Below are 12903 nucleotides of genomic sequence, written 5' to 3'. Positions count from 1 at the left end.
ATCAAGTCTTAAAATAATTAATTTTAACATTCATTTTTTTCAATATATAAAATCCAATAATGAATAATAAGTTCATCCCAATAATTTCGGTGTTTATGACAATCTCACTGATTGTATTTGTTACGCTCCAATTTTATTGGCTGAAAGGTTATTATGGTGCTCTTGAGCAGGAATTTTCCAATAAAGTATATGCTGCTTTAGAAAACACTTCAAAAAATATTGAAGAAATTGAAGCTGATAAATACCTGAACCAGGATTATACTAATTTAAGAAACAATATCCTTGCCAGCAAAGACCAGCCTTCTTTAACAACCATTCAGCAGGTAGAAGATTCCGGCGCACAGCGTCAGATCATCTATTCTAAAAACATCATATCAAAAACACAGCTTCCGATCTCTCAGAAAGGTGATTCGGTAAAACTGACAACTCTGTATACAGACGATGCAACTTATAAAATAAAGAAAGACACCACCAACCGCGAGCTTCTTACCACAGACCTTAACAATGATATTGAAAACGGGGATTATGCCATAAAAGAATTTGTGAAAGTGGTTGGCACCAATCTGCCCATCGATAAAAGAGTAGACACTAAAGTTCTTGATTCGGTAATCGCTAAAGAACTGAAAATAAAAGGCATCACTGCAAAATTCGGATACGGGGTAATTGATAAGAACAACAAGCTTACCAGTGTTGTCAATAAGGTTTATAAAGAGAAAAAAGACAGCAATACCTATAGCTATCCCCTTTTTACAGATAAAAAAGACCGGACTTTATACAGTCTGGCTTTAGTATTTCCTAAAAAAGAATATTCCCTGGCGATGAACAACTGGCCCATGCTTCTGGGAACTTTCCTGTCATTACTGACTATTCTTGGGATTTATATTATCTCCATCAATTATATGATGAGACAGAAAAAACTGGCTGAAGTGAAGACAGACTTCATCAATAATATGTCCCATGAGTTTAAAACACCACTGGCAACAATTTCTGTAGCCACAGACTCTTTAGCCAATGATAAGATTGCTACCAATCCAGATAAAGTAAAATACTATTCGGAACTGATCAAACAGGAAAATTTAAGGATGAAAAAGCAGGTGGAAAACGTTTTGAATATGTCCAAGCTTGAAAGAAATGAGGTAGAGCTATTTCTAAAGGAGACCAATGTACGTGAACTGATCAAAAGAACGACAGAATCTTTTAATCTCATTGTGCAGCAGAGAAACGGTTCTTTGACACAGGAATTTACTGCAACGAACTATACTTTTAAAATAGATGAGTTCCACATCTCGAATATGCTGGTGAACTTACTGGACAATGCCAACAAATATTCTCCTGAAACCCCTGAGATTAAAGTAAAAACAAGTAATGAAGGAAACTGGTATGTCATAGAAATTTCCGATAAGGGAATGGGAATGGAGACCCATAATAAAACTAAAATCTTTGAAAAGTTCTTCAGAGAAGAAACCGGAAATATCCACAATGTAAAAGGACAGGGACTGGGGCTTTCTTACGTAAAGAAAATCGCAGAACTGCACAAAGGGCAGATAATTGTAGACTCTCACAAAGACAAAGGAAGTACGTTTACGATAAAACTGCCGATGAGCTAAATCATCAATGATAAGTAATGAGTAATGAATGAGAAGATCCTATAAAAATCAATGAGATCAAGATCATTTATCATTAAAAATAGAAACCAAATAACAAATATAGAAGATAGAGTGAGGAGGTTCATTCTTAATTTTTAATCATTAATTTTAATTATTAAAATCATGAGCAACAGAATATTATTAGTAGAAGACGATCAGAGTTTCGGAGCAGTGCTGAAGGATTATTTAACGATCAATAACTTTGAGGTAACCCTTGCTACAGATGGAGAGCAGGGTTTGAAAGAATTTACAGAAAATGAATTTGACATCTGTATTTTCGACGTGATGATGCCTAAAAAAGATGGATTTTCATTAGCCGAAGACGTAAAAAAAATCGATAAAAACACCCCTATCATATTCCTTACAGCAAGAAATATGAGAGAAGATATCCTAAAAGGATACCAACTGGGTGCGGACGACTATATTACAAAGCCGTTTGATACAGAACTTCTTTTGTATAAGATCAAAGCGATTTTGCAGAGAAGCTCTACTTTGGAAAATGAGGAGCAGGAGCAGTTCAAGATCAGTAACATTTTCTTCGACTCTATGCTGAGACAGCTTAAAGTTGGTGATAAAGAATACAAACTTTCTCCAAAAGAAAATGAGCTGTTAAAACTTCTTTGTATCCACAGAAACGATTTCATGCCGAGAGATCTGGCGTTGAGAAAAATCTGGAAAAAGGAAAATTACTTTACCGCAAGAAGTATGGATGTGTATATTGCCAAACTCCGTAAACTCTTAAAAGATGATGAAGGATTGGAAATTATCAACGTTCATGGTGAAGGATTTAGGCTTTTAGTTAAAAATTAAGCCTATATACCAATTATAAATATAAAATTAGCAAAACAATTAAAAATGTTTTGCTAATTTTGTTTCATACCGATTGGATATGAAAAATACATTCTTGGGCATTATTGCCATTTCAATATTAGCTGTTTCATGCAAAAAGGACGAAAAGCCTACTTATATAAAAGAAGAAGCAGGTGTTCAGCAGCCCAGCATTGCCGTTAATTCAACTTCTCAAACTGCCCTGATGGAGCAGGCAGGTGTACAGTCCAATCCAAATCCGGCTTCTGCCACGGTAGTTCCGGGAATTAAAAACCCTCCACATGGGCAACCCGGCCACAGATGCGATATTCCCGTAGGACAACCGCTCAATGTAAATCCGACAACTATCCAGACAACACCCGGTCAAAACCCCAATAATTCCATTAAAATAGATGCCAATTCTATGTCAGCAGGCAAAGTGGCAATCAACAATAATGCACAGCCGGTTAAAACGGCTCCGGGAATGAATCCTCCGCACGGACAGCCCGGCCACAGATGTGATATCCCGGTAGGACAGCCCTTAAATAGTAAGCCGGCGCCGGCGCCAGCTCCAATGCCACAACCTGTTCAAAGCGCAGCGCAAAATGTTCCGGGACCTGTAACAGCCGCTCCTCCAACAGGTGAAAAACCTAAACTGAACCCTGCACACGGAGAACCATGGCACAACTGTGCTTTAAAAGTTGGTGATCCTTTATCATAATTTTTGTATTTTTGCAAAGATGAAGCTGTTTCACATTCTTACAGTTATTTTTTGTCTAGGAATTTTTTTAGTTCCTAAAGACAGCTTCTACTCGCAATCTATGCAGGATACCTGCTGCAAAACCAAGTCTGAAAAAAGCGACTGCTGCAAAAATCACTCTTCAAAAGAGAGTAAGGACAGCCAAACCAAGTCTTCATGTAATGACGACTGCTGCTCAACTTGCGTTGCGTGCTATACTTATATAGAAACTCCGTTTTCAAAGAATTTACATTTTGAACCGTCTTATTACAAAGCGAATAAGAATCCGCAGTTCCAATATTCACCGCCTCATTTATCAGACCGTTTAAAAGAGATCTGGCAGCCGCCTAAAATAGGTTAATTATCAAACAGTGAGTCCGTTAAGCATTTTAAGGGACCGTTTATAATTAATCTAAACTTTTAAACAAAATGAAATTATATATTTCCAAGTTCATTCTTGGTCTAATGATCGTGTCTGTACACTTTATATCCGCTCAAAACCTTTCAAAATCCCAGTTCAAAGTCAAAGGAAACTGTGAGATGTGCAAATCCAGAATAGAAACTACCGCTAAAAAAGCAGGAGCCAAAACCGCTGTTTATTCTATTGATCTGCAGACTTTAACCCTGGAAACCGACAGCAAAGTTTCTCCCGACGAAATTTTAAAGAAAGTAGCCGATGCCGGTCACGACAATGAAAAATTCAAGTCCCCTGACGAAATTTATAAAAGTCTTCCAGGATGTTGCCATTATGAAAGAGACCTTCAGCCTTCCATTGCAGAAGCTCATCCGCATCATTCTAAAAAAGGAAATGAGTTTTATGTAAAAGGAAACTGTGCTTCATGTAAAGCCAGAATAGAAAAAACCGCAAAAGATACCGGTGCAGATTCCGCAGAATGGAATGCGGAAAAACAGACGGTAACCTTAAATTTTGATCCTTCAAAAACCTCGTCGGATCAGGTTTTAAAAGCGATTGCAGATGCCGGTCATGACAATGAAAAATACAAAGCTTCAGACGATGTTTACAAAAGCCTTCCCGGATGTTGTCTGTATGACAGAGATATTCCTTTTGGAGAAGCCAACCCAAATGTTCACTATGAAGAGGGCGCAAAACACGACGATCATGAAGAACATGGTGCAACTCTTAATGAAACTCATGAACAGCATGAGAAAAGCATTGAAGGCGTAACGGTTACCGGTTCAAAAGCAGCAACTGCATTGAGCAAAAAAGAGGCAGGTCTTGTTTTTAATATTGATAAAAAAGAATTACTAAAAGCAGCTTGCTGTAACCTGTCTGAAAGCTTTGAAACCAATGCCACCGTAGATGTTTCTTTCAGTAATGCTGTTACGGGAACCAAACAGCTGAAAATGCTCGGCCTGGACCAAAAATATACCAGTTTAACCAAGGAGCTTCTTCCTGAAATCAGAGGTCTTGCTTCGGCTTACGGACTGAATTTCATTCCCGGAAGATGGATCGAAAGCATCCAGCTGACAAAAGGCGGAAGTACGGTAACGAACGGCTATGAAAGTATTACAGGACAGATCAATACTGAGCTTCTGAAAAATGCCAAGGAACCTGAAACGTCATTGAATATATTCGCTGATTTCAACGGAAGAGCGGAAGCCAATATCACCAGTGTCTCTCCTATCAATGAGAAATGGTCACAGACATTCTTATTGCACGGAAACGGAACATTTGGAGACACGGATATGAATCATGATACTTTCCTGGACAGACCCAAGGGAACCCAGATTAACGCAGCTTATCTCCTTAATTATAATGATCTTGAAAAATCGGGATTCGGGTCTCATTTCGGGATCAATTTTATCAGAGACGAAAGAACAGCCGGACAGGTTGCTTTTGATAAAAAACTGCCTCAGGACGAACAGGGGGCATATGGTGTGGGTATTGATATTTCAAGATTCCAGGTCTGGAATAAAACAGGGTATGTCTTCAAAGGAAAGCCTTACCAGAGCCTGGGATGGATGAATCAGTATGTATATCATCAGCAGGACAGTTTTTTCGGATTGAGAAATTATGCCGGGAAACAGCATACTTATTATTCAAATTTAATTTTTGAAAGCATTATCGGAAATACTAATCATAAGTACAAGGCAGGAGCCAGTTTTCTATATGACGGCTACGAGGAAACGTATTTAACAGACGATATGAAGAGAAATGAAATCGTTCCGGGGATTTTTGCAGAATATACATTAACGGGATTAAAATATACTTTGGTAGCAGGAGCCAGAGCAGATTTTCATAATCTTGCAGGTACTCAGTTTACTCCGAGACTTAATTTTAAATATGATTTCACGCCGCAGACAATCTTAAGGCTTTCTGCAGGCAGAGGATTCAGGACTGCTAACGTTTTTGCTGAAAACCAACAGTATTTTGCATCAAACAGAAGTATCCAGATTTTGCAGAATGGTGGAGATATTTATGGTTTAAGACCTGAGATCGCATGGAACTACGGAGCCAGCCTTCAGCAGGAATTTAAACTCTTTGGAAGAAAATCTTCGGTTGTTGCTGATTTTTTCAGAACAGATTTCCAGGACCAGGTGCTTGTTGATCTTGACCAGTCTCCACAACAGCTTACTTTTTATAATTTAGAAGGAAAATCTTTTGCGAATTCTTTCCAGACGCAGTGGGATTTTACACCTTTCAAAAATTTTGATGTAAGATTGGCTTATAAATATTATGATGTTCAGGCAGATTATCTGGACGGCAGAAGAGAAGTTCCGTTCATGGCAAAGCACAGAGGCTTTGTGAACCTTGCCTATGCAACAAATAAAAATGATAAAGGAGGATTCTGGAGTTTTGATACCACCCTGAATTGGGTAGGAAAGCAGAGGCTTCCCAATACATCAAGCAACCCTGCTGAATTCCAACTGCCAATATATTCTGATTCTTATGCTGTGCTGAATGCACAGATCTCCAGAAATTTTAATAAAAAAATCAGAGCTTATCTAGGAGGTGAGAACCTTACATCATATTATCAAAAAAATGCAATTGTTGATTTTAGAAATCCATTTGGAAATTATTTTGATGGCGGAATGGTGTATGCCCCTATCATGAAGGCTAACTTTTATGTGGGACTGGATGTAACTTTTTAAGTTTTTTAAACAAAAGTTCATGATTGACATTGCCGGCTCCTGTCGATAAACATCTATAGTCTGTCGATATATATCGATGCTTTTTATAAGGTATTTTATTTTAGAAAGCTGTTACTTTGTACCAGTAAAATTAACCAACGGGGAATGTTACTGGAAACAAAAATGATGAAACAAAAATATTGATGTACAGATAACCTCAAGAACTTTTTGAAAACTTAAAAACACAAATAAGGAAAAATTAATTTGGTTTAAAGGTTATTTGATACAAATAAAAAAGACTGTTGTTAAGACAGTCTTTTTTTATTTTTGCAATTATCTTCCGAAATCATCCTGTACACGTACAATATCATCTTCATTTGAAGGATTGGAAGCATCGGTATGCTGCCAGATTTCCGCCACTACTCCCCAGCCGTCTAAACCGATCAGCCTGTGTCTTTCACCTTGCTGAAGTTTAATCTGATCTTTTGGATGGTATTCTTTCAGCTCGCCTTCTTCATCGGTATTGCTTGTTTTTATCCCAACTGTTCCTTCCACTACCTGCCAGATCTCGGCTCTGCGGTGATGGTACTGCCAGCTTAAGCGGGCATTCGGGGCAACAAGAAGTATTTTCGGGCTCAGTTTTCCACCTATTTTCAGGCTTTCTACATCAATCCCATCAAAATACTGATTGGCAAAATCCTGCGCCTGGTTTTCATCGATCACGAAAAATCCTCCCCAAGGTCTGGTATTATCTTTTGATGCAATAGTAAATCCCTGGGATCCAAGCATTTTTTCTACTTTATCAAATATTTCTGTTTTCTCTGCATTCATATAAATTGCGTTTCTTTTCTAAATTATTTTTAAATATATAAAAGTTTGTATTTCTTATTCTTTAGACATCGAATAAGGAAAGTCTTTTTCCTGGGACCCTCTTTCTTTATTCGGTTTATTATCCATCTGGAAATCCAGTACAGCTCCACTCATCAACTCTTTGTGGCTCAGCCAGTTTTTCGAATACGGCCGAAGATTTACGTTTAAAGATTTTACATATAGATTTTCAGCATTGTTTTCCGGTGCTTTTATTACAATTTTCTTGCCGTTTTCCAAATGGATTACAGCTTCTTTAAAAAGCGGCGCTCCCAAAACATATTGGTCTGTAGCCGGGGTCACCGGATAGAATCCTAAGGCAGAAAATACATACCAGGCGGAAGTCTGACCATTATCTTCATCCCCGCAATAGCCGTCCGGTGTTGCATAATAAAGCTTATCCATCACCTGTCTTGCCCAGTATTGCGTTTTGTACGGGGCACCGGCATAATTGTACAGGTAAATCATATGCTGGATCGGCTGATTTCCATGGGCATACTGTCCCATATTCATAATCTGCATTTCGCGGATCTCGTGAATTACGCTTCCGTAATAGCTGTCATCAAATACCGGTGGAAGTGAGAATACCTCATCCAGCTTGGCTTCAAATTTCTTTTTCCCACCCATCAATTGGGATAAACCGTCAATATCCTGGAAAACGGACCATGTATAATGCCAGCTGTTTCCTTCGGTAAAGGCGTCACCCCATTTGAACGGATTGAATGGCGACTGGAATTTTCCGTCTTTATTTTTTCCACGCATCAGACCTGTTTCCGGGTCAAATACATTTTTATAGTTGTAAGCCCTTTTTTTATAAATATCAATTTCTGAAGCTGGTTTTCCCAATGCTTTTCCTAACTGATAAATGGCAAAATCATCATAAGCATATTCCAGGGTTCTGGCAGCATTTTCATTGATCTTTACATCATAAGGAACATAGCCTAAAGTATTGTAATATTGCACTCCTCTACGGCCTACAGCATCGATCGGGCCTTCGTTATTGGCTCCATGTTTCACTGCCTGCCAAAGTGTTTCCACATCATATCCGCGAAGTCCCTTGATATAAGCATCGGCAACCACTGAAGCGGAATTGTTCCCGATCATAATATCGGAATATCCAGGACTGCTCCACTCCGGAAGAAATCCGCCTTCTTTAAATGTATTGGATAAACCTTCCTGCATTTCTACGTTCATACTTGGATATACAAGATTCAGGAAAGGATAAAGAGCACGGAAGGTATCCCAGAATCCGGTTCCTGCGAACATTTTTCCGTCCAGAATCTTTCCGTTATAAGGACTCCAGTGTTTTACTTTGTTCTGAGCATCAATTTCGTATAATTTCTGAGGAAAGAATAATGTCCTGTAAAGGGAGGAATAAAATGTTCTGATCTGCTGATCCGTTCCGCCTTTTACTTCAATTCTTCCCAGGGTTTTGTTCCAGATATTTTTTGCATCTGTTTTTACCTGTTCAAAATTTCTGTCCGCGATTTCTCTTTTAAGATTCAGTTCTGCCTGCTCGAAACTGATGAATGAAGAAGCTGTTCTTGCATAAACGCTTTCTTTATTTTTTAATTTAAATCCGACAATTGCCCCGGCATGATCACTTGTGATTTCCAGCTGGTTTTTCACAAAAACACTGTCTTTCCAGGTAGTCGTCAAATCAAAATCCTTATCAAACTGGACCACAAAATAGTTTTTGAAATTGTTATATTTTCCTCTGGAATATTTAGTGGTGTACCCAAGGATTTTTCTTTCTTTGGGAAGAATTTTAATGTAAGATCCTTTATTCAGGGCATCAATAACGATATAGGCACTGTCTGTTTTAGGAAAATCGAATTTGAAGAAAGCTGCTCTTTCTGTGGGAGTAAGCTCTGTGGTCACATTGATATCCGCCAGATAAACGCTGTAGCTGTAAGGTTTTGCATTCTCTGCTTTATGGCTGAACCAGCTTGCCCGTTCTTCCTCCTTAAATTTTAGTTTACCGACTCCCGGCATAATGGCGAAAGCACCGTAATCATTCATCCAGGGAGACGGCTGGTGGGTTTGTTTAAAACCTTTTATTTTATCTGCGTCGTAGGTATATGCCCATCCATCACCCATTTTTCCGGTTTGAGGAGTCCAGAGATTCATTCCCCAGGGAAGTCCTATGGCAGGATAGGTATTTCCATTGGACAAGGAAGGTTTGGATTGTGTTCCCATTAAAGGGTTTACATAATCGGCAAGAGACACTTCCTGGCCAAATGCTAAGATATTGAATAGAATAAAAAAACTTGAGAATAAAGACTTCATGATATCATTTTGTTAAATTGATCCTGGCTTTTTTCAAAGCATACCCCGCAGCACCAAGAATAGCTGCATCTTCAAAAATAGCAGAAATTTTAATAGGAAGATTGATTTTATGCTCTGCTAAATGCTGATTTAACCTCTTTTTAAAGTAAGGATATACTTTTGCAATATTTCCGCCAATGACCAGCACTTCAGGGTTATAGTCTTTTACATATTTTATAATGAACCTGGCAAATGAATCTGCATAATCATCAAATATCTGAGTCTGTATATCTTCCGGCTGGTCCAGCAGGTCTTTGGTGCCAGAAATTTTCTTACCGGTTAATGCCGCATACTGATTCACAAACCAGCGTGTTGCCAGATAATCTTCACAGATAGAATCTTTGAAAGGCGAATCCCATAAATCTTCATCTGAAGCTGTTTCTCCATTATAGAAAGCTGTTCCCAGACCTGTTCCGAGGGTTACACCAAAAATCTTATTATAGTCCTGTACGCAACCTCCAAAAACTTCCCCTTCAAGAAAGGCTCCGGCATCATTCACAAAATGAATCTGATCCGGGGAAACTGAAAGTCTTTGAGCTAATTCGTCTTTAATATTGACTTTATAAATATCAATAAATTTTCCCTGCTGCATCAGCGATATTCCATTTTCATAATCAAAAGGACCCGGCATGGCTATACCGATCAGAAGTTCATTTCTGACAAGGTTATGGATCACTTTTTCGATGGCTGAGATCCAGGAAGAAAAAATGGTTTCGCGTGTCCCGAAGGAGTCCACATGTTCTCTCACATAGGTAGAACTGATAATTTCACGTTTTTCAGGATCAACCTGGGCCATGGTGATGTGCGAGCCACCAATGTCTATTCCTACTATATTCTGCATTATATTCTTTCTTTATATTCTGTATAAATTATTCTTTTTCATTAAAAGGGACAGACAGGAAAGTATTTTATACTCCCCGCCTGTCATCCTAAATCCCCTAATTTTATTTTTACTTTTTATACGCCTGTTGAGGATTCAAATTTTAATCTATGATCACCTTTCCTGAAGATTTCATCTTACCGTCTTTTGAATTGATCTTATAAATATAAGTTCCTGCAGATAAGTTCCCGGTATTAATAACCACATCATTCTTATTAATTTTTTGGTTCATTATTAATTTTCCTACCATATCATATAACGTGATTTCACTGGCAGATTTATCTTTAATGGTAAAATGAATATCATTTCCTTTTTTAACAGGATTTGGATAAGCGTAGTTCATGTTATTTTTTTCTGAAGCAATATCTTTTGTTGATAACGCTGCAGCACAGGCTACATCTGTTCGCCAGTTGGAAGCTGACATATTGACCAGAGTCGCAAAATGAGTGTTTGCTGTAGCATCTAAAGCCCCGTTTCCGCTGCCTTCGTTCATTTTCCAGTTGGCTTCAAGATTGGGAGAACCGGCCGGAACGTTACAGTTATTGGTAAGAATTTCTGAAGCGGTCAATGCTCTTTTCCAAACCCTGAATTCATCCAGGAATCCGTTAAGGGTACGGGAATTATCATAATTTCTGGCCAGATAAAGAATTCCGTTTGCTGTAAAATTTCCGGAAGCAGCTACACTGGTATCAAGCACCCCATTGATATAGATTTTCATTGCTGATCCATCGTAGGTTGCAGCTACATGATTCCATGTATTAGTTGCCAATGCTGTAACGCTGTTAAGTTTTACCTGAGCAGATCCGAAACTTAAGATAAATTGCAGCTTATTATTAGCCAGGTTCCCATCTCCAAATCTCAGCATTGCAGAGTTACTATCTCCCACTTCAATTCCAATTACTGATGAGATATAGGGAAAACTGGGTTTGAAGGCATTTACTTTTACCCATCCTTCAAACGTTACGGCATTCCCGCTAAGATTAAACTGCCCTGCATTCAGGTAGTTTGTGCTTCCGTTAAAAGAAAGTGATCTTGCGCCAGGGCTCTGCACGGGAGCAAATCCACTGTTGAATGTTGACTCTCCCGAATATACGCTGGTGGTTGTTCCACCACATACAGCCTGTACTTTCCATACATAATTTGTATTCTCCGTTAATCCCGGTAAGGTATAAGAGTTTGTGGAAATATTCTGAACATCAGTCCAGGTTGTTGCTGCAGCTGTTTTATACTGTAAATTATAGCCGGAAGCACTTGCTACCGCATCCCATGACACTTTGGTTGTTGTTCCCAAAAAGCTTTCAGACTTCATCCCAGAGGGTGTTCCACATGTACTGCCGGAATTAAAACGGGGAGCAAACAAATAGGTACTTTTTATAGTTGCTGAGCAGTTCGACTGTATTCTCCAGTCATAATCCGTATTCAGCGTCAGGTTATTAACCATAATATTGTTTCCGGAATAATTACTTGCAATGTTTGTCCAAGTAGTTGAATTAGCTGGTTTATAATCAATATTATAAGTCTGGGAAGCATTGCCTGTCCAGTTTAATTTAGCTGAAGTTCCGGTGGTATTAGTCGCTTCAAGTCCTAGAGGCGGGTCACAGGCATCTCCCTGGGCCCAGGAATAAAGCGGTCCGGTAAGCAGGGTATTTTCGTTGTACAGAATATTTGACCCAGTGCTTAAATAACTAGCATTATTAACTCCGTTAAGATCGTACCACATAAAAACGCCATAACCGTCATTAATTGTATTGGTTGCCAAAGTGGAAAGAGTAGCAGCAGAAGTGGACTGAGGATTTGAATTCTGTATCCATGTAGCTGCTGCAGAAAGCTTGGGATTGGTAAGAGGCGGTACGGAAGGCGCACTGTAAGTTCCATAATAGGGATTCCAGCTGTAATTGATATAATTTCCGGCTGCATCACCGTTGTAGCTTTGTCTTGAAGTTGCCGGTCCTAAATAATAAAAGGTGATCAGCTTATCCGGCATTGCTGCCTTTAGCTCCTGCAAAAGCATTACAAAAGAGCTGCTGTTGGGTTGCCCAGTCCCGTTATTTCCGTAGCCTGCATATTCATCGTCAAGATCCACCCCATCCAAACCATAGGTGTAAACGGTATGGGCTAGCTGCCGGGCAAAATCACGAGCTGCCTCACGGTTCGGGAAATTGGAAATTCCGGCTCCCTGATGATTTCCGAGGATATCCAGAAGTACCTTAATTCCTTTCAGCTGTAAGGGGCGGACATAGGTATTGACGTCATTCAGGACTTTTGTGACGTTATTGTTATTCGAAATATAAGCCCTGCTTTTGGAAACATCATAATTAATATTGGCTGCAAAAATAATTGCTACATCAAAAAGCTGTCTGTTTGTGTTCTGCAAAGTATACGATCCAGCATTCAGCATATTATTGTTGTTCACTTCCACATAGCAGACCCCCACAGGGTTAAGTTGCTGGGCTTTAAGTATGGTTGCCCCGTGAATGACCAGTAAGATCAGGGCGGTAAGAATAGATTTTTTTTTCACAGTATTAATTTAGTTTCGGTAAAAT

9 protein-coding genes are annotated in these 12903 nt (G+C 39.0%); 5 read left to right on the top strand and 4 right to left on the bottom strand.

Going from position 1 to position 12903, the window contains the following annotated elements; genetic code table 11:
- Window positions 1-59 precede the first annotated feature (59 nt).
- The 5 genes from LC418_RS03265 to LC418_RS03245 all read left to right on the top strand — a co-directional run bounded on the left by LC418_RS03265 (window position 60) and on the right by LC418_RS03245 (window position 6306).
- Window positions 60-1607 carry a sensor histidine kinase gene (locus LC418_RS03265; RefSeq protein ID WP_111958796.1) on the top strand — a complete coding sequence of 516 codons (1548 nt, stop codon included), beginning with the start codon at window positions 60-62 and terminating at the stop codon, window positions 1605-1607.
- Window positions 1608-1769: 162 nt separating this feature from the next.
- Window positions 1770-2456 (top strand): response regulator transcription factor, encoded by a 687-nt coding sequence (locus LC418_RS03260; RefSeq protein ID WP_002982671.1) that lies wholly within the window; start codon window positions 1770-1772, stop codon window positions 2454-2456.
- A gap of 79 nt (window positions 2457-2535) precedes the next feature.
- Entirely contained in the window at window positions 2536-3174 is a 639-nt protein-coding gene (locus LC418_RS03255) for a hypothetical protein (protein WP_223558092.1), read from the top strand.
- Window positions 3175-3193: 19 nt separating this feature from the next.
- Window positions 3194-3553 carry a hypothetical protein gene (locus LC418_RS03250; protein ID WP_167409440.1) on the top strand — a complete coding sequence of 120 codons (360 nt, stop codon included), beginning with the start codon at window positions 3194-3196 and terminating at the stop codon, window positions 3551-3553.
- A gap of 68 nt (window positions 3554-3621) precedes the next feature.
- Window positions 3622-6306 (top strand): TonB-dependent receptor domain-containing protein, encoded by a 2685-nt coding sequence (locus tag LC418_RS03245; protein ID WP_223558091.1) that lies wholly within the window; start codon window positions 3622-3624, stop codon window positions 6304-6306.
- Between the two features lie 312 nt (window positions 6307-6618).
- On the opposite strand, the gene LC418_RS03240 is transcribed toward LC418_RS03245, so the two are convergent.
- The 4 genes from LC418_RS03240 to LC418_RS03225 form a co-directional block, all read right to left on the bottom strand.
- Entirely contained in the window at window positions 6619-7116 is a 498-nt protein-coding gene (locus LC418_RS03240; protein WP_223558090.1) for a cupin domain-containing protein, read from the bottom strand.
- A gap of 54 nt (window positions 7117-7170) precedes the next feature.
- Entirely contained in the window at window positions 7171-9441 is a 2271-nt protein-coding gene (locus tag LC418_RS03235) for a GH92 family glycosyl hydrolase (protein ID WP_223558089.1), read from the bottom strand.
- Window positions 9442-9445: 4 nt separating this feature from the next.
- Entirely contained in the window at window positions 9446-10321 is an 876-nt protein-coding gene (locus LC418_RS03230; RefSeq protein ID WP_223558088.1) for an ROK family protein, read from the bottom strand.
- A 142-nt stretch (window positions 10322-10463) separates the two neighbouring features.
- Window positions 10464-12878: an endo-beta-N-acetylglucosaminidase H gene (locus tag LC418_RS03225; RefSeq protein WP_223558087.1), complete on the bottom strand. Its 2415-nt coding sequence runs from the start codon at window positions 12876-12878 to the stop codon at window positions 10464-10466.
- Between the last annotated feature and the right edge of the window lie 25 nt (window positions 12879-12903).

Origin of the sequence: Chryseobacterium lathyri (assembly GCF_019970085.1) — a bacterium.
GTDB classification, from domain to species: domain Bacteria; phylum Bacteroidota; class Bacteroidia; order Flavobacteriales; family Weeksellaceae; genus Chryseobacterium; species Chryseobacterium lathyri.
Note: the sequence above shows the minus strand (reverse complement) of the source record. Positions and strands in the feature narration are given on the sequence as shown.

Bases quoted from the DNA above. Each gene is read 5' to 3' on its own strand.
- LC418_RS03265 (WP_111958796.1), top strand. From the start codon at position 60: ATGAATAATAAGTTCATCCCAATAATTTCGGTGTTTATGACAATCTCA.
- LC418_RS03260 (WP_002982671.1), top strand. From the start codon at position 1,770: ATGAGCAACAGAATATTATTAGTAGAAGACGATCAGAGTTTCGGAGCA.
- LC418_RS03255 (WP_223558092.1), top strand. From the start codon at position 2,536: ATGAAAAATACATTCTTGGGCATTATTGCCATTTCAATATTAGCTGTT.
- LC418_RS03250 (WP_167409440.1), top strand. From the start codon at position 3,194: ATGAAGCTGTTTCACATTCTTACAGTTATTTTTTGTCTAGGAATTTTT.
- LC418_RS03245 (WP_223558091.1), top strand. From the start codon at position 3,622: ATGAAATTATATATTTCCAAGTTCATTCTTGGTCTAATGATCGTGTCT.
- LC418_RS03240 (WP_223558090.1), bottom strand. From the start codon at position 7,116: ATGAATGCAGAGAAAACAGAAATATTTGATAAAGTAGAAAAAATGCTT.
- LC418_RS03235 (WP_223558089.1), bottom strand. From the start codon at position 9,441: ATGAAGTCTTTATTCTCAAGTTTTTTTATTCTATTCAATATCTTAGCA.
- LC418_RS03230 (WP_223558088.1), bottom strand. From the start codon at position 10,321: ATGCAGAATATAGTAGGAATAGACATTGGTGGCTCGCACATCACCATG.